The 25599-nt window shown below is 62.8% G+C and carries 20 protein-coding genes; 19 read left to right on the plus strand and 1 reads right to left on the minus strand.

Going from position 1 to position 25599, the window contains the following annotated elements; genetic code table 11:
* Positions 1-236 precede the first annotated feature (236 nt).
* Positions 237-3743 carry a DNA-directed RNA polymerase subunit beta gene (rpoB, locus tag ACIPUB_RS01615; RefSeq protein ID WP_407605822.1) on the plus strand — a complete coding sequence of 1169 codons (3507 nt, stop codon included), beginning with the start codon at positions 237-239 and terminating at the stop codon, positions 3741-3743.
* A gap of 181 nt (positions 3744-3924) precedes the next feature.
* Entirely contained in the window at positions 3925-7818 is a 3894-nt protein-coding gene (locus ACIPUB_RS01620) for a DNA-directed RNA polymerase subunit beta' (protein WP_264270827.1), read from the plus strand.
* Positions 7819-8299: 481 nt separating this feature from the next.
* Here the strand turns inward: ACIPUB_RS01620 and ACIPUB_RS01625 are convergent, their stop codons facing one another.
* Entirely contained in the window at positions 8300-10084 is a 1785-nt protein-coding gene (locus ACIPUB_RS01625) for a DUF222 domain-containing protein (RefSeq protein ID WP_407605823.1), read from the minus strand.
* 526 nt (positions 10085-10610) lie between these two features.
* Between ACIPUB_RS01625 and rpsL the strand changes: the two genes are divergently transcribed.
* The 17 genes from rpsL to rpsQ all read left to right on the plus strand — a co-directional run bounded on the left by rpsL (position 10611) and on the right by rpsQ (position 25443).
* On the plus strand, positions 10611-10985 hold the full coding sequence (gene rpsL, locus ACIPUB_RS01630) for a 30S ribosomal protein S12 (protein WP_068731493.1): 375 nt from the start codon (positions 10611-10613) through the stop codon (positions 10983-10985).
* Positions 10985-11455, plus strand: coding sequence for a 30S ribosomal protein S7 (gene rpsG, locus ACIPUB_RS01635; protein WP_264270829.1), 471 nt, complete (start codon positions 10985-10987; stop codon positions 11453-11455). Before rpsL ends, rpsG begins: the two co-directional genes overlap by 1 nt.
* 81 nt (positions 11456-11536) lie before the next feature.
* Positions 11537-13651: an elongation factor G gene (gene fusA / locus ACIPUB_RS01640; protein ID WP_407605824.1), complete on the plus strand. Its 2115-nt coding sequence runs from the start codon at positions 11537-11539 to the stop codon at positions 13649-13651.
* 234 nt (positions 13652-13885) lie between these two features.
* A complete protein-coding gene (gene tuf / locus ACIPUB_RS01645) occupies positions 13886-15076 on the plus strand; it encodes an elongation factor Tu (protein ID WP_217389418.1) in 1191 nt (396 codons plus the stop codon).
* 215 nt (positions 15077-15291) lie between these two features.
* Positions 15292-19389, plus strand: a complete 4098-nt coding sequence (locus ACIPUB_RS01650; protein ID WP_407605825.1) for a hypothetical protein — start codon at positions 15292-15294, stop codon at positions 19387-19389.
* A 48-nt stretch (positions 19390-19437) separates the two neighbouring features.
* The gene (locus tag ACIPUB_RS01655; protein ID WP_407605826.1) at positions 19438-19566 is read left to right on the plus strand and encodes a hypothetical protein; all 129 of its coding nucleotides are present in this window, start codon (positions 19438-19440) and stop codon (positions 19564-19566) included.
* Positions 19567-20121: 555 nt separating this feature from the next.
* Positions 20122-20430 (plus strand): 30S ribosomal protein S10, encoded by a 309-nt coding sequence (rpsJ, locus tag ACIPUB_RS01660; protein WP_003803825.1) that lies wholly within the window; start codon positions 20122-20124, stop codon positions 20428-20430.
* A gap of 19 nt (positions 20431-20449) precedes the next feature.
* The gene (gene rplC / locus ACIPUB_RS01665; RefSeq protein ID WP_217389420.1) at positions 20450-21100 is read left to right on the plus strand and encodes a 50S ribosomal protein L3; all 651 of its coding nucleotides are present in this window, start codon (positions 20450-20452) and stop codon (positions 21098-21100) included.
* A gap of 4 nt (positions 21101-21104) precedes the next feature.
* Positions 21105-21707, plus strand: coding sequence for a 50S ribosomal protein L4 (rplD, locus tag ACIPUB_RS01670; RefSeq protein WP_217389421.1), 603 nt, complete (start codon positions 21105-21107; stop codon positions 21705-21707).
* Positions 21704-22006, plus strand: coding sequence for a 50S ribosomal protein L23 (gene rplW, locus ACIPUB_RS01675; protein ID WP_217389422.1), 303 nt, complete (start codon positions 21704-21706; stop codon positions 22004-22006). The genes rplD and rplW overlap by 4 nt, the downstream gene beginning before the upstream one ends.
* A 30-nt stretch (positions 22007-22036) precedes the next feature.
* Positions 22037-22876, plus strand: a complete 840-nt coding sequence (gene rplB, locus ACIPUB_RS01680; protein ID WP_264270833.1) for a 50S ribosomal protein L2 — start codon at positions 22037-22039, stop codon at positions 22874-22876.
* Between the two features lie 12 nt (positions 22877-22888).
* Positions 22889-23170, plus strand: coding sequence for a 30S ribosomal protein S19 (gene rpsS, locus ACIPUB_RS01685; RefSeq protein ID WP_068731512.1), 282 nt, complete (start codon positions 22889-22891; stop codon positions 23168-23170).
* Positions 23171-23227: 57 nt separating this feature from the next.
* A complete protein-coding gene (rplV, locus tag ACIPUB_RS01690) occupies positions 23228-23593 on the plus strand; it encodes a 50S ribosomal protein L22 (protein ID WP_071212937.1) in 366 nt (121 codons plus the stop codon).
* Complete coding sequence (gene rpsC, locus ACIPUB_RS01695; protein ID WP_217389424.1) at positions 23594-24424, plus strand: 30S ribosomal protein S3; 831 nt, start codon at positions 23594-23596, stop codon at positions 24422-24424. It begins immediately after the preceding gene.
* On the plus strand, positions 24425-24841 hold the full coding sequence (gene rplP, locus ACIPUB_RS01700; RefSeq protein ID WP_217389425.1) for a 50S ribosomal protein L16: 417 nt from the start codon (positions 24425-24427) through the stop codon (positions 24839-24841). It begins immediately after the preceding gene.
* Between the two features lie 3 nt (positions 24842-24844).
* Positions 24845-25156, plus strand: a complete 312-nt coding sequence (rpmC, locus tag ACIPUB_RS01705) for a 50S ribosomal protein L29 (RefSeq protein WP_407605827.1) — start codon at positions 24845-24847, stop codon at positions 25154-25156.
* Positions 25156-25443, plus strand: a complete 288-nt coding sequence (gene rpsQ / locus ACIPUB_RS01710; RefSeq protein ID WP_407605828.1) for a 30S ribosomal protein S17 — start codon at positions 25156-25158, stop codon at positions 25441-25443. The genes rpmC and rpsQ overlap by 1 nt, the downstream gene beginning before the upstream one ends.
* Positions 25444-25599: the final 156 nt, after the last annotated feature.

Genomic DNA, 25599 nt, shown 5'->3' on the forward strand with positions numbered 1-25599 from the left:
CACAGGACTTCCATCCAATGGTGACGGAACTCTCATCCTATTCCCGGCCTGGGGTGCCGGGTTGCACGCGGGCCGCTGGACATGGTAAGTCCCATGGTGTAACGTGGAACTTTGCGTCTTCTCTTTTCATCTCCGGCCTTCATATAGCGGTGGGCCTGCTCAGCGGTGCTGTGATCAGTGAAACTCTTCACAGAGAGACGACGCCGGAAACCTGACGGTCTGTGGAAGGATCCATCTTGGTCGCCTCGAGCACCTCTAACAACCAAACCGCTAGTTCGGCCCGCAGCGCGGAATATGCTGGCCGACTTTCTTTTGCAAAGATTCACGAACCACTTGACGTCCCCAACCTGCTGGCGCTGCAGACCGAGAGCTTTGACTGGCTCATCGGCAACGAGCGCTGGAAGAACCGTCTGGCGTACGCCCAGACCATTGGTGACACCAGTGTAGCCAGCATCTCTGGCCTGGCCGAGATCTTTGAAGAGATCTCCCCGATTGAAGACTTCCAGGAGACCATGTCCCTGAGCTTCTCGGAGCCGGAGTTCGCTGATCCGAAGTACACCATGGCCGAGTGCAAGGACCGCGACGCCACGTACGCCGCTCCGCTGTACGTCAAGGCCGAGTTCATGAACAACAACACGGGCGAAATCAAGCAGCAGACCGTGTTCATGGGCGACTTCCCGCTGATGACCGACAAGGGTACCTTCATCATCAACGGCACCGAGCGTGTCGTGGTGTCCCAGCTGGTTCGTTCCCCGGGCGCCTACTTTGAGCGCACCCCGGACAAGACCAGTGACAAGGACATCTTCACCGCGAAGATCATCCCGTCGCGTGGTGCCTGGTTCGAACTCGAAATCGACAAGCGCGACCAGGTCGGCGTCCGCCTCGACCGCAAGCGCAAGCAGTCGGTCACCGTCCTGCTCAAGGCCCTCGGCTGGACCGAAGGCCGCATCCTGGAAGAGTTCGGACAGTACGACTCGATCCGCGCGACCCTGGAGAAGGACACCACCGATACCCAGGAAGAAGCCCTCCTGGATATCTACCGCAAGCTTCGCCCGGGCGAGCCGCCGACGGTCGATGCAGCACAGGCGTTGCTCAAGAACCTCTACTTCGAGGCGAAGCGCTACGACCTGGCCAAGGTTGGTCGTTACAAGATCAACCGCAAGCTCGGTGTCGACACCCCGCTGAACAGCCCCGACGCCTCGGTCCTGAACATCGACGACATCGTCGCGATGATCAAGTTCCTGGTCGCGCTGCACGCCGGCGAGAAGACCACCCCGGGCATCCGCGACGGCAAGCCCGTCGACCTGACCGTGAGCATCGATGACATCGACCACTTCGGCAACCGTCGCATCCGCGCCGTTGGCGAATTGATCGAGAACCAGGTCCGCACGGGCCTGTCCCGCATGGAGCGCGTCGTTCGCGAACGCATGACCACGCAGGACGTCGAGGCGATCACCCCGCAGACGCTGATCAACATCCGTCCGGTTGTTGCGGCGATCAAGGAGTTCTTCGGAACCTCCCAGCTCTCGCAGTTTATGGACCAGAACAACCCGCTGGCCGGTTTGACGCACAAGCGTCGTCTCTCCGCGCTGGGCCCGGGCGGTCTGTCCCGTGACCGTGCAGGCATGGAAGTCCGAGACGTCCACCCGTCCCACTACGGACGCATGTGCCCGATTGAAACCCCTGAAGGCCCGAACATTGGCCTGATCGGTTCGTTGGCGACCTATGGCCGCATCAACGCCTTCGGCTTCATCGAAACCCCGTACCGCCAGGTCGTCGATGGCCGGGTCACCGGCCAGATCGACTACTTGACGGCCGACGACGAGCTCGATTCCTTCATCGCACAGGCCAACGCGCCGCTGGGCGAAGACGGAAGCTTCCTCGAAGAAGGCGTCCTGGTCCGTGAAAAGGGCGGTGGAGGCGAGCCTGTCATCGTCGAGCCGTCCGAGATCGAGTACATGGACGTTTCCCCGCGGCAGATGGTGTCGGTGGCAACCGCCCTGATTCCGTTCCTCGAGCACGACGACGCCAACCGCGCACTGATGGGCGCCAACATGCAGCGCCAGGCCGTGCCGCTGCTGGCCTCCGAGTCCCCGCTCGTTGGTACCGGCATGGAGAAGTTCGCAGCCGTGGATGCCGGCGATTCCGTCGTTGCCACCACCGGCGGCGTCGTCTCCGAGGTCTCGGCCGACCTGGTCACCGTCATGAACGACGACGGCACCGAGGCCGCCTACCCGATCATGAAGTTTGCACGCTCCAACCAGGGCAACGCATACAACCAGCGCGTGATGGTGTCCGAAGGCGACCGGGTTGACTACAACTCGATCATCGCCGACGGCCCGTCCACCGACAAGGGCGAGCTCGCCCTGGGCAAGAACCTCCTCGTGGCGTTCATGTCCTGGGAAGGCCACAACTTCGAGGATGCAATCATCCTCTCCCAGCGCATGGTCTCCGACGATGTGCTGACCTCGATCCACATCGAGGAGCACGAAGTCGACGCCCGCGACACCAAGCTTGGTGCCGAGGAGATCACCCGGGACATCCCGAACGTCTCCGAGGAAATCCTGGCGCAGCTCGACGAGCGCGGCATCATCCACATCGGTGCCGAGGTCGAAGCCGGCGACATCCTCGTCGGCCGTGTCACGCCCAAGGGCGAGACCGAGCTGACCCCGGAAGAGCGCCTGCTGCGCGCCATCTTCGGTGAGAAGTCCCGCGAAGTGCGCGACACCTCCCTGAAGGTTCCGCACGGCGAGTCCGGCGTGGTCATCGGCGTGCGCATCTTCGATCGCGACAACGACGACGACCTGCCCCCGGGCGTCAACCAGCTGGTCCGCGTTTACGTGGCCCAGAAGCGCAAGATCACCAACGGTGACAAGCTCGCTGGCCGCCACGGCAACAAGGGCGTCATCTCCAAGATCCTGCCGATCGAGGACATGCCGTTCCTGGAAGACGGAACCGCCGTCGACATCGTCCTGAACCCGCTGGGTGTTCCGGGCCGAATGAACGTCGGACAGGTCCTGGAAATCCACCTGGCCTGGGCCGCGAAGCAGGGCTGGAAGATCGAGGGCGAGCCCGAGTGGGTCAAGAACCTGCCGGCCCTCCCGCGTGAAATGGGATCCACCAAGGTTTCCAGCCCCGTCTTCGACGGTGCGTCGGAGGACGAAATCCGCGGGCTGCTCGACCACACCGCCGTGACCCGCGACGGCGTCCGCCTGATCGGCAACTCCGGCAAGGCCCGTCTGTTCGACGGCCGCTCCGGCGAGCCGTTCCCGGATCCGGTGTCCGTGGGCTACATGTACATCTTGAAGCTCCACCACCTGGTGGACGACAAGATCCACGCCCGTTCGACCGGTCCGTACTCCATGATCACCCAGCAGCCGCTGGGTGGTAAGGCACAGTTCGGTGGCCAGCGCTTTGGTGAGATGGAAGTGTGGGCCCTGGAGGCCTACGGTGCCGCATACACCTTGCAGGAACTGCTCACGATCAAGTCCGATGACATCCACGGTCGCGTGAAGGTCTACGAGGCAATCGTCAAGGGCGAGAACATCCCGGAACCAGGTGTCCCGGAATCGTTCAAGGTCCTGATCAAGGAAATGCAGTCGTTGTGCTTGAACGTCGAGGTCCTCGGAACCGACGGCCAAACCATCGAAATGCGAGACTCGGACGAAGAAGTCTTCCGGGCCGCGGAAGAACTCGGCATCGACCTTTCCCGGTCGGAGCCGAACTCCGTCGAAGAGGTCTAGTTCCAACCCGTGTTCGCGGGTCGGGGGAGTGCGGGGGCCAAGTGCCCCCGGCATTCCCCGGCCCGGAGCACCAAGGAACTGGATTTCTTCCAGACCCAACGGTGAGCGCGGATCCGCACCGGATCCGCGAACACCTCACCACATTAGACTTCAGAGAACTTAGAAGAGAGATAAGGACCATATGTCCAGCGAATCCTCATTCGGCCTCATGCGCATCGGCCTGGCAACTGCGGAAGAGATCCGCGGGTGGAGCTACGGCGAGGTAAAGAAGCCCGAAACCATCAACTACCGCACCCTCAAGCCGGAGAAGGACGGTCTTTTCTGCGAAAAGATCTTCGGTCCGACCCGTGACTGGGAGTGCAACTGCGGCAAGTACAAGCGCGTGCGTTTCAAGGGCATCATTTGCGAACGCTGTGGCGTCGAAGTCACCCGTGCCAAGGTCCGTCGCGAGCGCATGGGCCACATCGAGCTCGCCGCTCCGGTGACCCACATCTGGTACTTCAAGGGCGTTCCCTCGCGCTTGGGCTACCTGCTTGACCTGGCCCCGAAGGATCTTGAGAAGATCATTTACTTCGCGGCCTACATGGTCACCGCCGTTGATGAAGAGCGCCGCCACGCCGAACTGCCGAACCTCCAGGCCCAGCATGACCTGGAACGCAAGCAGCTGGTTGACACCCGCGACTCCGACATCGCCGCCATTGCCCGCGACCTCGAGGACCAGCTTGCTGCCCTCGAAGCCGACGGTGCCAAGGCAGCGGAGAAGAAGAAGGCCCGCGACCTGGCCGACAAGACCATGGCACAGGTGCGTAAGCGCGCCGATGCCGACATCGAGCGTCTTGACCAGGTCTGGGACCGCTTCAAGAACCTCAAGGTCGCCGACCTCGAGGGAGACGAGGGCCTGTTCCGCTCGCTGCGCGAGCGCTACGGACTGTACTTCGAAGGCTCCATGGGCGCCGAAGCCATCAAGAAGCGCCTCGAGGGCTTCGACATGGAAGCAGAAGCCGAGATCCTTCGCGAGATCATCGAGAACGGCAAGGGCCAGCGCAAGACCCGCGCCTTGAAGCGTCTCAAGGTCGTCAACGCGTTCCTGACCACCACCAACTCCCCGTTGGGCATGGTCCTGGACGCCGTTCCGGTGATCCCGCCGGAGCTTCGCCCGATGGTGCAGCTGGACGGTGGCCGCTTTGCGACCTCCGACCTCAACGACCTGTACCGCCGCGTGATCAACCGCAACAACCGCCTCAAGCGCTTGTTGGACCTCGGCGCGCCGGAAATCATCGTGAACAACGAAAAGCGCATGCTGCAGGAAGCTGTGGACTCGCTCTTCGACAACGGCCGTCGCGGCCGTCCGGTGACCGGTCCGGGTAACCGCCCGCTGAAGTCCCTGAGCGACATGCTCAAGGGCAAGCAGGGTCGTTTCCGCCAGAACCTCCTCGGCAAGCGCGTCGACTACTCGGGCCGTTCGGTCATCGTGGTCGGCCCGCAGCTGAAGCTGCACCAGTGTGGTCTGCCCAAGCAGATGGCCCTGGAACTCTTCAAGCCGTTCGTGATGAAGCGCCTGGTTGACCTCAACCACGCACAGAACATCAAGAGCGCCAAGCGCATGGTCGAGCGTTACCGTCCGCAGGTCTGGGACGTTCTCGAAGAGATCATCACCGAGCACCCGGTGCTGCTGAACCGTGCACCTACCCTGCACCGTTTGGGCATCCAGGCGTTCGAACCGCAGCTGGTTGAAGGCAAGGCCCTTCAGCTTCACCCGTTGGTTTGTGCCGCGTTCAACGCCGACTTCGACGGTGACCAGATGGCAGTTCACCTGCCGCTGAGCCCCGAAGCCCAGGCCGAGGCCCGGATCTTGATGCTCTCGAGCAACAACATCCTCAAGCCTTCGGATGGCCGCCCGGTTGCCCTGCCTTCGCAGGATATGATCATCGGCCTGCACCACCTGACCACCAAGCGCCTGGACGAGAAGGGCGCCGGTCGTGCGTTCTCCTCGACCTCCGAGGCGATCATGGCCATGGACCGCGGCGAACTGCACCTGAACTCGCCGGTCAAGATCCGCGTTTCGGGCTTCGTTCCGTCCGCGGAGCAGTCGGCTCCGGAAGGCTGGGTCGAGGGCACCGATGCGCTCATCGAAACCTCGCTGGGCCAGGTCCTCTTCAACGAGACGCTGCCCGTGGACTACCCATGGGTTGAGCGTGTCGCAGGCAAGGACGCTCTCTCCGAGATCGTCAATGACCTGGCCGAGCGCTACCCGAAGGTCGTCACCGCGGCAACGCTGGACAACCTCAAGGATGCAGGCTTCAAGTGGGCCACCCGCTCGGGTGTCACCGTGGCCATCTCCGACATCACCTCGAACATGGACAAGGCAGCCATCCTTGCTCCGTACGAAGTGAAGGCAACCCGCGTGCAGTCGCAGTACGACAAGGGCCTGATCGCGGACTCCGAGCGCCGCCAGGACCTGATCGACATCTGGACCAAGGCGACCGACGAGGTTGCCGAGGCCATGCGCGCCGGCATGGAAGAGCTGAACACCATTAACCGAATGGTGACCTCAAAGGCTCGTGGTAACTGGCTGCAGCTTCGCCAGATTGCCGGTATCCGTGGTCTGGTGTCCAACCCTAAGGGCGAGATCATCCCGCGTCCGATCAAGTCTTCCTACCGCGAAGGCCTGTCGGTTCTCGAGTACTTCATCGCCACCCACGGTGCCCGTAAGGGTCTGGCCGATACCGCGCTGAAGACCGCCAACTCGGGTTACCTGACCCGTCGTCTGGTGGACGTCTCGCAGGATGTCATCGTGCGCGAACTCGACTGCGGCACCAGCCGCGGCCTGAACGTGCCGATTGCATACACCGATGAGATCGGCACCGTGCGCATGCACGAAACCGTCGAGAACTCCGCCTACACCCGTACGTTGGCCACCGATGTGACCAACGCTGAGGGCAAGGTGCTCGCCGAGGGCGGCTCGGACGTGGGCGACGTGCTCATCGACGAACTGTTCGCAGCCGGTGTCACCGACATCAAGGTCCGCTCCGTGCTGACCTGCGAGTCGGCCGTCGGAACCTGTGCACTTTGCTACGGCCGTTCGCTGGCCAGCGGCAAGACCGTGGACATCGGTGAGGCAGTGGGCATTATTGCCGCACAGTCCATTGGCGAGCCCGGTACCCAGCTGACCATGCGTACCTTCCACACCGGTGGTGCTGCTTCCGCGGAAGATATCACCCAGGGTCTGCCGCGTATCCAGGAGCTCTTCGAGGCACGTACCCCCAAGGGTGTTGCCCCGATCTCTGAGGTTGCCGGCCGCGTCACGATCGAGGACAGCGAGAAGCAGCTTCGCGTTGTCATCACCCCGGACAACGGCGACGAAGAAATCGCCTACCCGGTGTTGCGTCGTGCACGTCTGTTGGTTGTCGAGGGCGAGTCCGTCGCCGTTGGCCAGCAGCTGGTTGCAGGTGCGATCGACCCGAAGCAGGTTCTGCGAGTTCTTGGCCCGCGTGAGGCACAGAAGTTCCTCGTCCGCGAAGTCCAGGAGGTCTACCAGTCCCAGGGTGTTGGTATCCACGACAAGCACGTGGAAGTCATCGTTCGCCAGATGCTTCGCCGCATCACCGTCATCGAGTCGGGCGACACCGACTTGCTGCCGGGCGAGCTTGCTGACAAGGCACGCTTCCAGTCGGAGAACCGCAAGGCCGTCTCCGAGGGCAAGCGTCCGGCATCGGGCCGTGACGAGCTGATGGGTATCACCAAGGCTTCCTTGGCTACCGATTCCTGGCTCTCGGCCGCGTCCTTCCAGGAGACCACTCGTGTCCTGACCCAGGCCGCGATGGAAGGCAAGTCCGATCCATTGCTCGGCCTGAAGGAAAACGTGATCATCGGTAAGCTGATCCCGGCCGGCACCGGCCTGGACCGCTACACCCAGGTGAACGTGGAACCGACCGAGGCAGCGAAGGCTTCGCTGTTCACCGGACAGTCCGCCTTCTCCACCGGCATGGACTACGACGGTCTGGAGCCGGGCCTCAGCCCGGAGTTCCACGCCATCGCCATGGATGACTACGATCTCGGCAACGATTTCCGCTAAGGCGTAATTCTTCTCCCCCGCAGCGCGGGGGAGAAGAACACGTAACGAAGCCGGCCCGTGCCGCGCTTCCCGTTCCTTGAAAGAGGACGGGGGAGCGCGGTGCGGGCCGGTCTTTTTGTGCTTGGAAGACGGGCTTGCGGCAACCCGCGGAGATGTGCGCCCCGGGCGGTCACAGGACAGGGCCGGTGCGGGATGTTGGCCAGCGTTGACGCATATGCGCTCAGGAAGGCGCAATATCGGCTAGGAGCAACTACACCTGAATTGAGCGCCGGCGGCAGATCGAAATTGGGCCGCGCGTGGTCGCGGCAGGCTGTTCGACCGGGGGAGAAAGTGCCGAAGCGTGCAGCGCCAGGCGCTGTCATTGGCAACGTCAGTCAGTGGATAAGTATCCTAGGACGGGGACACTGGCAGTTGGCCGCAGACCGGTGGTCCGCTCGGGCAACGGGACCACTAAGACTATGCAGCTGATGGAGCGGTCGCCTTATGCGAGGCTTTCGGCCTCGGGGTGAAAGACCCAGTTTCGTCGGAGTCGTTGTTCTGGATCGCGCGCGACCGATTGGAGCACGTAGGGGATCGCGTCGACCATTTCGATCCGGAAGTGGCCGGCATGGAACGAAGCGTGACACACGGGGCACAGCAGTCCGCCGTTGGACAGGTTGGTCTCACCGCCCAAATACCAGGGCTTGATGTGGTTCGCTTCGCAGCGGTGGGCGGCCATGGTGCAGCCGGGATTGATGCACCCCTTGTCTCGCAGAAGCATGGCCCTGCGTTGCGCCCTGCTGAAGAAGCGTTGCTTCCGTCCCAGATCGAGGGGCTCCGATTTACTGCCCAAAACCGCCGGAATGATGTTCGCTGTGCAGGCCAACCGGCGGACATATCCAGCGGAAACCAAGTTGTTGCGGGCCGTGATGCCCGGATCGTTGAGCTTTCCGACGAGTGAATCCCACGATATCGTGACGATCAAGTCGACATTGGGCTTCAGCGGCATCGCCGATGCGTCCTTCCCGTCCCCGTCGGCACCGTATCTTATGGAGTCGAACACGAACTGGAGCAATGCCCTGGCCTTGGCCCGTTGCCGCGCCTCTGCGGTACTTTCGCCCGGCAACGCCACGGGCTCCGCGGTCGGCTCCGGCACGGAAAATTCCCGGCCCACGTCGGTGAACCCTGCTCGCGGGCGCTGGTCCTCCGGAACGTCGGGATCGATGGCCCATGCGGGGATGGTGGGTGCTTCGGGGATGGTGGGTGCTGCGGGGGCGGGTCCGTCGTCGGGAAAACCTGGAAGCAGCGGCTGACCGCCGTCGTCGGTGTCCGGCGTTGACGGGGCATTCTTGGTGTTTCCGAAGCTGGAACGGGGATTGGCCAGTTGGTCGGCGAGTTGTGAAAGCCTCTCGTGGCCCGCCAGGTCAGTGCACATTTCCCAGATGTAGCCGCGGGCCTGCCGGCCCTTGAAGGAGAGCCCCAAGTAGGGCTGCATCCGGGATTCGCCGCGTTCCAGGGCCTGGGCATCGAGCCGGGCGGAGATGCTCTTGAGCAGGTTGCCGGTACCGATCGGATTCCGGGTGAGCAACGACTCGGCCACCTGTCCCTCGATGAGCTCGGCGGCTTCCTCGGGACACGTTTGCGCGTCGATTCCCGGTTGCAACGCCAGCAGGCGCTGGGCGGCCTGCGCCACCTGGGCGGGATCGGCGCTGCCGTTGTTGAACACCGTGGACAGCCGGTGGAACCGGGGTGGCACGGGGACCCCGTTGAATCCGGCGCTGGGCAGCAGCAGGTCGCGGGTGGCCAAACGCTGCTTGGACTGGGAGAAGGAGAGGTGCAGCTGGTCCCTGACCATCTCGGTTGCGTCGCGGAAGAGCATCTTGGTTCCCTGGCCATTGCATTGATCGGCCGGAAGCGAAGCGGTGCCCTCGATGAACCCGGTGAGATTGGCGTGGATGCGGTGCAACGCGGCCAGGGGCGCTTCCTTCAAGGTGTGCGCATCGGAATCCTCGATCTTGCCGGCAGCTACGATCTGGGCCCGGCCGATGAGGCGGGCAATGTCCTCGGTCAACAGCGCCAACAAGGTGGCGCGCACCGGGGACGTGGTGACGGAACCGGCGATCGTGTCCAGCAGCGTGCGCAATATGGGAGTCAGCACGGCAAGCAGGCGCAACTGGTCGTCCACGGGTGCCTCGGATACCGGAGTATCCGTGCCGTCCGCGGACGGTGCCAGGAGTTGCTGGAGTCCAGCCAACCCGGCTCCTGCCAGTGATGCCACCTGTGTCATGGATCCACCATGAGCCCATTCCTGCTCCGGCGGGCGCGACGGTTGCGGGGATGTGGACAACTCCGCCCCAGCTTGTCGACGCCAAGGCATTGATTGGATGAATGGTCCGGAAATGGCGCTGCCCCGCCGACGCCTTTGACACAGGGGAGCGAGCAAAGACTCGGACAACTTTGCGGGAACGGGAAGCGAGGCCGCGGCGGCGGGCGGGTAACATCCATATGCGCAACGGTTCGCGGGAATTCGCCGGGTACCGCTCGGGATTAAGTGATCTGCACCGCCATCGGCCCATGGGGGAGGCCCCGTGTCATGGAGCGCATGATCTGCGTGCTAAGCTAGGGGTAATTGTTTTTCATGTGTGGCAAATGGACACGGTCCGGGTTGCGGGTAGGTTGCGCAACAGATGCCACACTTTCGCACGCCTAGGGTCAAATCCGAAGTCGCTGTGATGAAACGACTATAAACGCAGCGTCTCCAAGCAGTTTGATTGTGGGCGGCGCCGCAGAACAAGAAACCGGAGGACACGAAAGTGCCTACTATTCAGCAGCTGGTCCGCAAGGGCCGCTCGCCGAAGGTCAAAAAGACCAAGGCCCCAGCCCTCAAGGGCAACCCGATGCGTCGTGGCGTTTGCACCCGTGTGTACACCACGACCCCGAAGAAGCCGAACTCCGCACTTCGTAAGGTCGCACGTGTGCGCCTTGCCGGTGGCGTTGAAGTGACCGCTTACATTCCTGGTGTTGGTCACAACCTTCAGGAACACTCCATCGTGCTCGTTCGCGGTGGTCGTGTGAAGGACCTTCCGGGTGTGCGCTACAAGATCGTACGTGGTGCCCTCGATACCCAGGGTGTGAAGAACCGTAAGCAAGCTCGTTCTCGCTACGGTGCCAAGAAGGAAGGTAAGTAATGCCTCGTAAGGGCCCGGCGCCAGCGCGCCCCCTCGTCTCGGATCCGGTTTACGGTTCCCCCCTTGTTACCCAGCTGATCAATAAGGTTTTGGTCGACGGTAAGAAGTCCACCGCAGAGCGTATCGTTTACGGTGCACTCGAAGGTGCCTTGGCCAAGAACGGTTCCGACCCGGTTGTGACCCTCAAGAAGGCCATGGATAACATCCGCCCGGCCCTCGAGGTTCGTTCCCGCCGTGTCGGTGGCGCGACCTACCAGGTTCCTGTTGAGGTCAAGCCCGGACGCTCCACCGCGCTGGCTCTCCGCTGGCTCGTTGGCTACTCCAAGGCTCGCCGCGAGAAGACGATGATCGAACGTCTCATGAACGAGATCCTCGACGCATCGAATGGTCTTGGTGCCGCTGTCAAGCGTCGCGAAGACACTCACAAGATGGCAGAGTCCAACAAGGCATTCGCCCACTACCGCTGGTAAAAAGCGTTTAGTCCGGTTGGCGGGATTGATCGATGATCAGTTCCGCCAACATTTCGGACTTAACCTACAAAGGGAGACATCGTGGCACAGGACGTGCTTACCGACCTTAACAAGGTCCGCAATATCGGTATCATGGCTCACATTGATGCCGGTAAGACCACTACTACGGAACGCATCCTGTTCTACACGGGTGTGAACCACAAGCTCGGCGAAACGCACGATGGTGCCTCGACGACTGACTGGATGGAGCAGGAAAAGGAGCGCGGCATTACTATCACGTCTGCCGCCGTGACCTGCTTCTGGAACAAGAACCAGATCAACATCATTGACACCCCGGGTCACGTTGACTTCACCGTTGAGGTTGAGCGCTCCCTGCGCGTCCTCGATGGCGCCGTTGCCGTGTTCGATGGCAAGGAAGGCGTGGAGCCGCAGTCCGAGACTGTTTGGCGCCAGGCTGACAAGTACAACGTTCCGCGTATCTGCTTCGTCAACAAGATGGACAAGCTGGGTGCTGACTTCTACTTCACCGTAGACACCATCATCAAGCGTCTTGGTGCCAAGCCGCTGGTCATGCAGCTGCCGATCGGCTCCGAGTCGGAGTTCACCGGTGTTGTCGACCTGATGACCATGAAGGCTTTCGTCTGGGAGGGCGACTCCAAGGGTGACGTCACCATGGGTGCCGCCTACGAAGTCAAGGAAATCCCGGCCGACCTTCAGGAAAAGGCCGAAGAATACCGCGCCCAGCTGGTCGAGAGTGTCGCTGAGGCCTCCGACGAGCTCATGGAGAAGTTCCTCGAGGGCGAAGAGATCAGCATTGCTGAACTCAAGGCCGGCATCCGCAAGATGGTTGTCAACTCGGAGATCTACCCGGTCTTCTGTGGTTCTGCCTTCAAGAACCGTGGCGTTCAGCCGATGCTCGATGCCGTTATCGACTTCCTGCCGAATCCCATGGATGTTGGCGCGACGATCGGTCACGATCCGAAGAACGAGGAAATCGAGCTCAAGCGCGAGCCGAACGAAACCGATCCTTTCTCGGCCCTCGCGTTCAAGATTGCAACCCACCCGTTCTTCGGCCAGTTGAACTTCATCCGCGTGTACTCCGGCAAGGCAACTCCGGGTACCCAGCTGCTGAACTCGACCAAGCAGAAGAAAGAACGTATTGGCAAGCTCTTCCAGATGCACGCCAATAAGGAAATGCCGGTAGACGAGGTTCACGCGGGCCACATCTACGCAGTGATTGGCCTCAAGGACACCACCACCGGTGATACCTTGTGCGATCCGGCACACCCGATCGTTCTTGAGTCGATGTCCTTCCCCGATCCCGTGATCTTCGTTGCCATTGAGCCGAAGACCAAGGGTGACCAGGAGAAGCTCTCGACTGCTATCCAGAAGCTTTCGGCCGAGGACCCGACGTTCACCGTCTCCCTCAACGAAGACACTGGCCAGACCGAAATCGGCGGCATGGGCGAGCTCCACCTGGATATCCTGGTGGACCGCATGCGCCGCGAATTCCGCGTTGAAGCCAACGTCGGCAAGCCGCAGGTTGCTTACCGCGAAACCATCAAGAAGGCTGTGGAGAAGGTTGACTTCACCCACAAGAAGCAGACCGGTGGTTCCGGCCAGTTCGCAAAGGTCCAGGTCTCGTTCGAGCCCCTGGAAGTTGTTGAAGGTGTCATCTACGAGTTCAAGAACGGCGTAACCGGCGGTCGTATTCCTCGCGAATACATCCCTTCGGTCGACGCAGGTATCCAGGACGCCATGCAGTTCGGCATCCTGGCCGGCTACCCGATGGTGGGCGTCAAGGCTACCCTCCTCGACGGTGCCTACCACGACGTTGACTCCTCGGAAATGGCATTCAAGATCGCCGGTTCCCAGGTGTTCAAGGAAGGCGCACGCCGCGCCCAGCCGATCATCCTCGAGCCGGTCATGGATGTCGAAGTCCGTACTCCTGAGGAGTACATGGGCGACGTCATCGGTGACTTGAACTCCCGCCGTGGTTCCATCGCTTCGATGGAAGACGCAGCAGGCGTAAAGGTCATCCGCGCGACGGTTCCGCTGTCTGAAATGTTCGGTTACATCGGTGACCTGCGTTCCAAGACCCAGGGCCGTGCCGTGTACTCGATGACCTTCTCCAGCTACTCCGAGGTCCCGAAGGCTGTTGCCGACGAGATCATCCAGAAGAACCGCGGCGAGTAATCGTCTAGGACCAACATTGGCCGTGAACCCGAGTCTCGGGTGAGTGGCCGCACGATGGGGCCGGATCAGAGAAATCCAATCCGGCCCCGTCAGGCCAACTAACGGATCCACAGTCGGATCCCGCAGCTAACCACAATTTAAACATTTCACTAAGCCCCCAGTAGACTTGCATAAGTTCGCCCGCGATCCGAGTGGGCGAGGTACGTCTTCTGTAAACGTTTCTAGGAGGAACCTGTGGCAAAGGCAAAGTTCGAGCGGACCAAGCCGCACGTCAACATCGGCACCATTGGTCACGTTGACCACGGTAAGACCACGTTGACGGCCGCCATTTCGAAGGTGCTTGCTGACAAGTACCCGGATTTGAACGAGCAGCGCGACTTCTCGCAGATTGACTCTGCACCGGAAGAGCGCCAGCGCGGCATCACCATCAACATCTCTCACGTCGAGTACCAGACCGAGAAGCGCCACTACGCGCACGTTGATGCCCCGGGTCACGCTGACTACATCAAGAACATGATCACCGGCGCTGCCCAGATGGACGGTGCAATCCTCGTGGTTGCCGCCACTGACGGCCCGATGGCTCAGACCCGCGAGCACGTTCTGCTTGCCCGCCAGGTTGGCGTTCCCTACCTGCTGGTCGCACTGAACAAGTCCGACATGGTTGATGACGAAGAGCTCCTCGACCTCGTGGAAATGGAAGTTCGCGAACTTCTCTCCTCGCAGGGCTTCGACGGCGACGAGGCACCTGTTGTGCGCGTTTCCGGTCTGAAGGCACTCGAAGGCGACCCGGTTTGGGTCAAGGCCGTTGAGGACCTGATGGAAGCTGTCGACAACCACGTGCCGGACCCGGTTCGTGACCGCGACAAGCCGTTCCTGATGCCGGTTGAAGACGTCTTCACCATCACCGGTCGTGGCACCGTTGTTACGGGCCGCGCCGAGCGTGGAACCCTCGCCATCAACTCCGAGGTCGAGATCGTCGGCATCCGCCCGGTCCAGAAGACCACGGTTACCGGTATCGAGATGTTCCACAAGCAGCTCGACGAGGCATGGGCCGGCGAGAACTGTGGTCTGCTGCTTCGCGGTATCAAGCGCGAAGACGTAGAGCGTGGCCAGGTCATCGTGAAGCCGGGTTCCATCACCCCGCACACCGAGTTCGAGGCCAACGTCTACATCCTGTCCAAGGATGAGGGTGGGCGTCACAACCCGTTCTACTCGAACTACCGCCCGCAGTTCTACTTCCGCACCACGGACGTCACCGGCGTTATCACCCTGCCGGAAGGCACGGAAATGGTTATGCCCGGCGACAACACCGAAATGTCTGTCGTGCTGATCCAGCCGATCGCCATGGAAGAGGGCCTCGGCTTCGCAATTCGCGAAGGCGGCCGCACCGTTGGTTCGGGACGCGTTACCAAGATCACCGCGTAAGTTTACTTCGCAGATCTTGACCTAACGGTCTAGGGAAGACCCCCGCAGCACTGTTTCGACAGTGCGGCGGGGGTCTTTTCATGTGCCCTGGCACTTCCACGACAATTCGCCGGACATATTTATCAAACGAATGGTCTGAATGCGATACGCTGGAACCCGCAAGCGTCCCCGAATTTCAGGCGGCGCAACCACGTAGGTGAAAGCGGGAAACCCAGATGGAAACGTTCGTCCTGGTTGTGTTGGCCGTGCTGGTGTTCCTTGCAGGGTTCTTCCTCGGCAAGAGGCTGACGACCAGGGACGCGGTCGCCGGCAATCCGTCCGCCGATGTGTCGACCGAGCGCCAGAAGCTGGCCGAGGCCTGGCAGCTCGGCTTCGAGGCCGCTACGCTGGCCGCCGAACCCGTGGCCCCATCCGCCGTGCCGCATCGCGAGGCAGGTTCCCCGGTGGGGCCCGAGGCCGAAGCCGTGGCCGAACCCGCAGGCGCGCAGCCTATTGCGCCGGGTGCCGCGTCGCGGCCGGACCCAGTGAACGCCGCTGCACCGATGCGCACCGCCGCACCTGCATACGTCCCCCCGGTGCCGGTGGACCCGCGGGTGAGGGCACTGCGCAACATCAACATCACCCTCTATGTCGCGGCGCTGCTGATGGTGGCCTCGGCCTCGCTGTTCATTGCGCTGGCCCTGCCGGCGCCGGCCAAGATCGTGGGCCTGGGCATCGTCGCCCTCGGGTTCTACCTCGCCGGCCTGGTGATGCATGCGCAAAGCGAGCGCCTCCGCCCGGCGGCCGCCGCCTTCACCGCGACCGGACTGGCACTGATCCCGATGACGGGCCTCGCCCACTACCTGCTGCTGTCCCAAACCCCCGGCACCAGCTGGTTCGTGACCTCGGTGGTGGGGACCGCGGCGTTCGTGTACGCCGCGGCACGGCTGCAGTCCAGGGTCATCGCCGGACTGTCCACGACGTTCCTGGTTTCCATCGCCTACTCCGGCGGTGCCGTGCTCAACCGCGGGCTGGTCTACTACTTCCTGTTCAGCATGCTGCTGGCCACCGCCATCACGCTGGTTGGCTTCCTGCGGCCGCGCTGGATCACCAACATCTACGTGCAGTCGTTCACTGTTGCCCACCGCTACCTGGTGCCGGCGACCTTGCTGGCGGCGGTGCTATCGGCGGCCGTGCTCGAGGCTGAGGACTACGCATGGCTCTTCGCGGCGGCCGCCGTGTACTACGCGGTGGCGCTCGTGGCAGCTCCGGCCGCCGAGCGCTTCTGGCACCTGGCCGCTGCCCGCGCGGCGGGAATGCTGGGCATCGGCTCGTTCATGCATGTGGCCGAGGTGTCGTGGACGAACATCTTCCGGGTCATGGCCGCCCTGCTGCTGGTGCAGTTCGTGCTGCTGGCTCACCGGGCCCGGATCTACTCGCGCAAACTGCGCGTGCACCCGCGCCTCGTCACCGTCGAAGCCTGGGTGCTGGTTGCCGCCGCGGCCATGTGCACGGTGCTGGGGGCCGAGGGATTGCTGCGCGAAACCGCCGGCCCCGGCGTCGGGCCGGGTCCGGATCTGAACTGGGCGCTGGCGCTGCTGGTGCTCGCCGGCCTGGTGGCCGGGGTGAAACCGGGCGGGCACTACCGTTGGATTCCCCTGGGGGCGGCGGTCTTGTCGTTCATTGAACCAACCGGTGGAAACCTGGGACGCCAGGGCATCGTGATCGCCGTAGCCATGCTGGGCACCTGGATGCTGGCACGCCGCGCGACCGGCACCCAACGGCTCCTGTTGCGGTGGGCGGCCAGGGCGGCGTCCATCGTGGCCGCCGCTGCGCTCTTTGGCTTTGCCGCTGCGGGGTGGGTGCTGGGGTCGGGAAGGGCCGGCAATGCAGGATCGGGTTCCGGATCCGGCGACCCGGTGGCCCTGGCCGGCGCGATCGAGGTGGCGAGCATGGTCGGTGTCATCCTGGCGGTGCTGGTCCAGGCGGGCTGGGCCGTCGCTGCCCTGCGCAAGGGAACACCAGCCGTCGCGGTCGCCCGGGCCGAGGGAACCGCGCGGATCCATGCGGTGGGGGAGTCGCTGGTGTTCGCCGGGTCCGTGGCGTGCGCCGCGGCCACCCTCTGGTTGCTGGAGGTGAACACGGGTGTGGGCGGCCCGGCGGGCCTGGACGCCGCCGTTGTCGGCTGGAGCACCCGGTTCTGGCTGGGCAGCCCATGGGTGCTGATCCTGATGTGGCTGCTGCTCGCCGTGGGCCTCGTGGGTGCCACCCTGGTTCTGGGCCACCGCCGCGCAGCATCCCCGGTCCCGGAAACCACCGCCGGCGAGGAGCCGGCAGCAGGGTCGGCCGGTCCACCCGCCTCGTGGGTTCCTGCCGCACTGATGCACCTGGGCGGACTGGTCGCCCTGGGCACCGGCCTGGGGATCGGCGCGGACCTGAACCCGTCGTGGCTGGTGGAGTTGGTGGCCGTTTTCGGCCTGGCGTACGTGGGGATCCGCATCCTTGCCGGCGCCTCGGTGCGAACCCGTGTGGGCTACTCCGTCCTGGCACAGGTGCTCTTCTCCGGTGCGGCATGGCATGTGGCGGACCGCTTCACCATGGACGGGCACGGGCAGTACGCGCTGCTCGCGTTCACGATTTCCCTGGCGCAATCGGTGCGCGCGCTTCTGTCCCGCGGCTCCCAGGCCGTGAAGCCGGGGGATCCGCGCACGCTGTTGGGCGTCGCGGCCCTTGTGCTGCTGCTGGCGATCCCTGCGATCTACTTGGCCGGACGCACCGGCGGGCTCGACCAGGCCAGCCTGCTGGTCCAATGCCTGTGCCTGGCGGTCTTCGCCGGTGTGCTGGTGAAGACCCAGGCGGGCAAGGTTCCGGGGTTTCGCTATGCGTTCTTCCCGGCAGCGCTCGGATTCCTCGGCCTGGTCCTGACACCGGCCCTGGGAGCGGACCTGCGAAACGGCGGTTGGTTGCCGAGAGCGTTGTGGGGCGAAAACACCGCCAGCACCGTGCTGGTTCTCCTGGTCGTCGGCATCCTGGTGGGCGAGCTGCGCGCACTGGGAGGAGCCGAATACCGCTGGGTGAGGGCAGGGGTGGCGCTGATGTACTGGGTGGCATTGGCAGGCCTGCAGGATCGCACCGAACCGGGGTGGCAGGTCGTCGCCGGCCTTCTCGGGGCGGCCGGCGCGACGGTCTTCGCCGCAACCTGGGGAGTCCCATTGCTGTTGCTCGGCACCGCCGCACTGGTGCTTCGTGCCTCGTTGCGCGGGGTCGAATTCATGCACGCCCTGGCCGGAGCGCCGGGGAGCGAGCCGCTGGACACCATGATCGGGCTGGGCGCGACCTTCGTCGTCCTGCTGGTCATGGCACTTTTCGGCGGCCGCTTTGGCGGCGAACCGGTGGAATTCGCGGCGGTGGCCAGGCGGGGTACCGGCTGGGGCCCGGCCCACGCGCGGGTGCTGTTGACCGCGGGGTTGGCGGCGCTGTGGTTTGGCGGGCTGCTGGGGCTGGCCGACAACGTGGACCGGTACGTCTACGCCGGGGGAGCGATGCTGCTGGCGGCGGTCTTCGCCGCGGCGGCACTCGAGGTGCCGGCGCGGTGGCGGGAAACCGGATTCGAGGTGGCGGCCCTGGTGGCCGCCGCGGTGATCCACCGTTGCTGGTGGGTGGCGGTCGACGGGACGAGCGCCTTTGCCGCCACCTTCTATTGGGTCATCACGCTGGGACTGCTGGCCGTCTACGAGTTCTCGCGCAAGCGGGAGAGGGAAGCGACTGTGGTGCTGGGCTCCTCGGCGGCCCTGCTGTCGGTCGCGGGTCTGGGGACGATCCTTTCCTCCAACCTGGGCCAGCAGTTGTTGGTCTTGCTGGGCTTCACCATTCTGCTGGTGACCGGCCTGCTCTCCAACCGCAAGATCTTCACGGTGTGGGGAGCCGTCGGGGTGGCCGTGGCGGTGCTCTGGTTCCTGCGCGGATTCACGTTCCTGTTGCTGTTGCTGGTTGCCGCGGGCCTGATTGCACTGGCGCTGTGGAAGCTGGGCAAGATGAACCGGGGCTCGCAATCCCCGCAAGCCCCGGGACAGGGGCAGCCGCCGGCAGGCCCCGCCGGACCCATGGGGGAGAACCCGCAGGACCACACTGCGCCATCGGGCGTCACGGGCCGGTGGACGGAACCGGGGAGGGTGGCCCCGGCACCGACCCAATCCCCGGAACCCGGTACCCCGGCAGCCGAACACCAGCGGCAGGGCAATGGCCAGGGGCAGGGCCAGCTTGCCCCGCAACCGGGTAGCGGCATGCCGTGGATGAAACCGAGGAGCCAGGACACCACCGATGAACCACGTTGACCGCCGGCCGGTGGTGACCGGCGCGCGGCCGGCGGTTAGGCTGGCAGCATGAAGTTCTTGATCGTCATGCTCATCGTCGTCGTAGTCATCGTGGTCGTCATTCGACTGCGCAAGCAGTTCTCCCGGGAGCTCGATCGTGTGAAGGACATCCGGCGGGCCCACCGCGACGACCAGTAGCCCGGTCGTCGTGGACCGGGGGGATTTCGTGAGCTTGCCCACTCACCGTCGCTGGGTCCCGGGTGCCCGTGCGCGAAGTGCGCGCCGGAATTCCGGCAATTTTTGTTCCGTCGCAACAGCACGCGGAACCTGCACGTCCTCCCGCACTCCCGGCAACGGCCGGTAGGCGGAAGGAAGAGTTGGTGTTTGGGGCAGAAACCTGACACACTAGACAAGTTGTTCGTGAGCATTTCCATGCTTCGTGTCTGCTGGTCGGGAAACCGACACCGGGGCACAGGGGTTTCAACCGAGATTGTGTCTCACCCGGGATAATGCCCGGGGCTGGGGAGCAATACAACCGAATTTTTTGGAAACATTGACAATGTCCCCTGCGTATCCATCGGATTCGTATCGCTTTCAAACGCGACACGCCCGAGCGCGGGGGTCGGGCTTCGGCGGATTGAGGAACCCGGATTTATCCGGATTCAGTTCGATGCGAGGCGTGCCGGTCCACTATTGGACCCGTAGGGCACAGTAACTGTACAGAGAGTGCTAATTAGAAAGAGGCATCACGCCATGGCGGGACAAAAAATCCGCATCCGGCTGAAGTCGTATGACCACGAGGTCATTGACGTTTCTGCCCGGAAGATCGTTGAGACGGTGACGCGCGCTGGCGCGACCGTAGTCGGCCCAGTGCCGCTGCCAACGGAAAAGAACGTGTACTGCGTTATCCGTTCGCCCCACAAGTACAAAGACAGCCGTGAGCACTTTGAAATGCGCACGCACAAGCGTCTGATCGACATCATCGATCCGACCCCGAAGGCCGTAGATTCGCTGATGCGTCTTGACCTGCCGGCGGATGTCAACATCGAAATCAAGCTCTAGGGGAGGTGGCGAGAAAACTATGACCGCAACCCGTAATGTCAAGGGACTGTTGGGCACGAAGCTCGGCATGACTCAGGTTTGGGACGAGAACAACAACCTCATCCCGGTAACCGTCGTACAGGCCGACAGCAATGTCGTCACTCAGCTGCGCAACGCCGAGCGTGATGGCTATGTAGCGGTTCAGATCGGCTACGGCCAGATCGACCCGCGCAAGGTCACCAAGCCGCTGGCCGGCCACTTCGAAGCAGCCGGGGTCACCCCGCGCCGCCACGTCGTTGAGCTGCGCACTGCCGACGCCGATTCCTACGCCGCAGGCCAGGAACTCACCGTCGAAATCTTCGCCGCCGGCCAGAAGGTCGACGTCGTTGGAACTTCCAAGGGTAAGGGCTTCGCCGGCGTTATGAAGCGCCACGGCTTCCACGGTGCTCCGGCATCGCACGGTGCTCACAAGAACCACCGTAAGCCGGGCTCCATCGGCGGCGCATCGACCCCGGGCCGTGTGTTCCAGGGCCAGAAGATGGCCGGTCGCATGGGCGCCGAGCGCGTCACCACGCAGAACCTCACCGTTCACGCAGTGGATGCCGAGAAGAACCTCCTGCTGATCAAGGGTGCCGTTCCCGGCGCCCGCGGCCGCGTCGTTCTCGTGCGCACCGCTGTGAAGGGAGCATAACTAAATGTCTAACGCACTCACCGTCGAGTTCCCTTCGGAGATCTTCGACGTTCAGACCAACGTTCCGCTGCTGCACCAGGTCGTCGTGGCCCAGCTGGCAGCTGCTCGCCAGGGTACGCACAAGACCAAGAACCGCGCCGAGGTTTCCGGAGCCGGTCGCAAGCCGTTCAAGCAGAAGGGCACCGGCCGCGCCCGTCAGGGTTCAATCCGTGCTCCTCACATGACCGGCGGTGGCGTTGTCCACGGTCCGACTCCTCGCGATTACAGCCAGCGCACCCCCAAGAAGATGAAGGCTGCTGCACTGCGCGGCGCCCTGTCTGACCGCGCTCGCAACAACCGCATCCACGTCATTGAAGCCCTGGTTGAAGGCACCACGCCGAACACCAAGGCCGCACTGGCCACCCTGCGCGCTCTGTCCGAGCGCAAGAACCTGCTCGTAGTCATCGAGCGCGCCAACGATGTTGCGGCCCTTTCGGTCCGTAACCTCCCCGAGGTCCACGTCCTGTACGTAGACCAGCTCAACACTTACGATGTGCTGGTTTCCGACGACGTTGTCTTCACCAAGGCCGCTTTCGATGCCCTGGTCCAGAAGGAGGAAGCCAAATGAGCACCTTCTCTAAGGCTCCGCACGATGTGGTCATCGCACCCGTCGTTTCGGAAAAGAGCTACGGTCTGATCGACGAAGGCAAGTACACCTTCCTGGTTGACCCGCGTTCGAACAAGTCGGAAATCAAGAACGCCGTGGAAGCCATCTTCTCGGTCAAGGTTGACTCCGTAAACACCCTCAATCGTGCCGGCAAGCGCAAGCGCACCAAGTTCGGATGGGGGACGCGCAAGGCTACCAAGCGTGCGATCGTCTCCCTGAAGGAAGGCTCGATTGACATCTTCGGCGGTCCGCTTTCCTAAGCGGAGACCACTTTAACGAGGAATTAAACTATGGGAATCCGTAAATACAAGCCGACTACCCCGGGCCTTCGCGGCTCGAGCGTAGCCGACTTCGCAGAAATCACGCGATCGACTCCGGAAAAGTCGTTGCTCCGCCCGCTCCACAAGACTGGCGGCCGTAACAACACCGGTAAGATCACCACTCGTCACAAGGGTGGCGGACACAAGCGCCAGTACCGTCTGATCGACTTCCGTCGCCACGACAAGGACGGCGTGCCGGCAAAGGTCGCTCACATCGAGTACGACCCGAACCGCACCGCCCGCATTGCGCTTCTTCACTACATTGATGGCACCAAGCGTTACATCATTGCACCGAACAAGCTCGCCCAGGGTGACTCCATTGAAGCCGGCGCAAACGCCGACATCAAGCCCGGCAACAACCTGCCGTTGCGCAACATTCCGGTGGGTACTGTTATCCACGCCGTGGAATTGCGTCCCGGTGGCGGTGCCAAGATGGCTCGTTCCGCAGGTGCCTCGGTTCAGCTGGTGGCCCGTGAGGGTCGCTTCGCTCAGCTGCGTTTGCCTTCCGGTGAAATCCGCAACGTTGACGTGCGCTGCCGCGCAACCGTCGGCGAGGTCGGAAACGCCGAGCAGTCGAACATCAACTGGGGCAAGGCCGGCCGCATGCGCTGGAAGGGCGTTCGCCCGACAGTCCGTGGTGTAGCCATGAACCCTGTTGATCACCCGCACGGTGGTGGCGAGGGTAAGACGTCCGGTGGACGTCACCCTGTCAACCCGAACGGCAAGCGCGAAGGACGCACTCGTCGTCCGAACAAGGACAGCGACAAGATGATTGTCCGCCGTCGCCGTACCGGCAAGAACAAGCGATAGGAGCCTGGAAACATGCCACGCAGCCTGAAGAAAGGCCCCTTCGTCGATCAGCACCTGTTTGTCAAGGTAGCTGCTGAGAACGAAAAGGGCACCAAGAACGTCATTAAGACGTGGTCCCGCCGTTCGATGATCATCCCCGACATGCTCGGGCACACGATCGCCGTACATGACGGACGTAAGCACATCCCCGTGTTTGTCACCGAGTCGATGGTCGGGCACAAGCTCGGCGAGTTCAGCCCGACCCGGACGTTCCGCAGCCACGTGAAGGACGACAAGAAGGGCAAGCGCCGCTAACCCGCAAGGGTTTAGCGAGTGCTTAGCACTTCTTCGAGAGACGAGAGAAGGAAAGCAATGGAAGCCAAGGCAATTGCGCGCCATATCCGCGTGACGCCTATGAAGGCCCGGCGCGTCGTCAACCTTGTTCGTGGCAAGCAGACGAACGAAGCACTGGCGATCCTGAAGTTTGCCCCGCAGGCAGCTTCAGAGCCAGTGTTCAAGGTTGTAGCATCGGCAGTGGCTAACGCCCGTGCCGCCGCAGACCGCGAGGGTGTCGCGTTCAACGAAGACGAGCTGTTCATCAGCGAAGCGTTTGTTGACGAGGGTCCGACCATGAAGCGGTTCCAGCCGCGTGCTCAGGGTCGGGCATACCAGATCAAGAAGCGCACGAGCCACATCACTGTGGTCGTCGCAACCCCTAAGAAGGGTGGGGAAGAGTAAATGGGACAGAAGGTTAACCCGCATGGGTTCCGACTCGGTATCACTACCGACCATGTTTCGCACTGGTTCGCCGACAGCACCAAGGTCGGACAGCGTTACAAGGACTTCGTAAAAGAAGACATCCGTATCCGCGAACTGATGACCGTTGGCATGGAGCGCGCCGGCATCGCCCGCGTGGAGATCGAGCGTACTCGTGACCGTGTTCGTGTGGATATCCACACCGCACGTCCGGGCATCGTTATCGGTCGCCGCGGCGCCGAAGCCGATCGCATCCGTGGCGAGCTCGAAAAGCTCACCGCAAAGCAGGTTCAGCTGAACATCCTCGAGGTCAAGAACCCCGAGATCGAAGCCCAGCTTGTTGCCCAGGGCATTGCCGAGCAGCTTGCTTCGCGTGTGGCTTTCCGCCGCGCGATGAAGAAGGCCATGCAGTCGGCAATGCGCGCAGGTGCCAAGGGCATCCGCGTGCAGTGCTCCGGTCGTCTTGGCGGTGCAGAAATGTCCCGCAAGGAGTTCTACCGCGAAGGCCGTGTGCCGCTGCACACCCTGCGTGCGAACATCGACTACGGCAAGTTCGAAGCCAAGACCACCTTCGGCCGCATTGGCGTGAAGGTCTGGATCTACAAGGGCGACGTAACCTCGAAGGAACTGGCAGCCCAGGCTGCTGCAGCTCCGGCCCGCGGCCGTGGCGATCGTCCGGGTGGACGTCCGGGTGGACGTCCCGAAGGTGGCGAGCGTCGTCGTCGCCCCGAGCGCAACGCCGCTCCAGGTGCAGAAGCAGCTCCGGCTGTTGAGGCTCCTGCAGCAGCAGTTGCAGAAGGAGGACAGGCTTAAATGCTTATCCCACGCCGAGTAAAGTACCGCAAGCAGCACCACCCCAATCGGAGTGGCGCAGCTTCGGGCGGTACCACGGTAGCCTTCGGTGAGTACGGTATCCAGGCCCTTACACCGGCCTACGTTACCAACCGCCAGATCGAGGCAGCTCGTATCGCAATGACCCGCCACATCAAGCGTGGCGGTAAGGTCTGGATCAACATTTATCCGGACCGTCCGCTGACCAAGAAGCCTGCCGAAACCCGCATGGGTTCCGGTAAGGGTTCGCCGGAATGGTGGGTCGCAAACGTAAAGCCGGGACGGGTTCTCTTTGAACTCTCCGGCGTCAGTGATGAGGTAGCACGCGAGGCATTGCGCCTGGCAATCCACAAGCTGCCGTTGAAGGCACGCATTGTGCGTCGCGAAGGTGGTGAATAAGGAATGGCAATCGGATCCAAGGATCTAGCAACCGAAGCACTGGACGGCTTTGATAACGCCCGTCTGGTCGAGGAGCTCAAGAAGGCCAAGGAGGAGCTTTTCAACCTCCGTTTCCAGTCGGCCACCGGTCAGCTCGAATCGCACGGCAACCTGAAGACTGTCAAGCGCGACATCGCACGTATCTACACGGTACTTCGCGAACGCGAGCTGGGCATTCGTGCAGATGTTGTTGTCCCGGTAGAAGAAGCCAAGAAGGCCAAAAAGTCTTCCAAGAAGGCCGAAGCTACCGAAGAAGCAACTGAGGAAGCCAAGTAATGAGCGAGAAGGAGAACGTCGTGGATGCAGCTTCAGAGCGCAACGACCGCAAGACCCTCCGCGGGTACGTGGTTTCCGACAAGATGCAGAAGACGATCGTCGTTGACGTCGAGGACCGTGTAAAGCACGCCCTCTACGGCAAGGTCATGCGTCGCAACAAGAACGTCAAGGCTCACGACGAAGAGAACAGCGCCGGTATCGGCGACCTCGTTCTCATCGCCGAGACCCGCCCGCTGTCCGCTTCCAAGCGGTGGCGCCTCGTGGAAATCCTCGAAAAGGCCAAGTAAGCCCCTTTCGCTGGTTTTCACTCTGACGTGAACCAAGCAGAACACCCCGGGACCGCTGGATTATCCAGCCGGTGCCGGGGTGTTTTGCGTTTCCCCCACAACTACCGCCGGTAGCATGGGTGCCTTGGCGTGAACCGAACCGGTTCCGTGGGAACG

Origin of the sequence: Paeniglutamicibacter sp. ORCA_105, assembly GCF_045798545.1 — a bacterium.
In the GTDB taxonomy this organism is placed as follows: Bacteria; Actinomycetota; Actinomycetes; order Actinomycetales; family Micrococcaceae; genus Paeniglutamicibacter; species Paeniglutamicibacter sulfureus.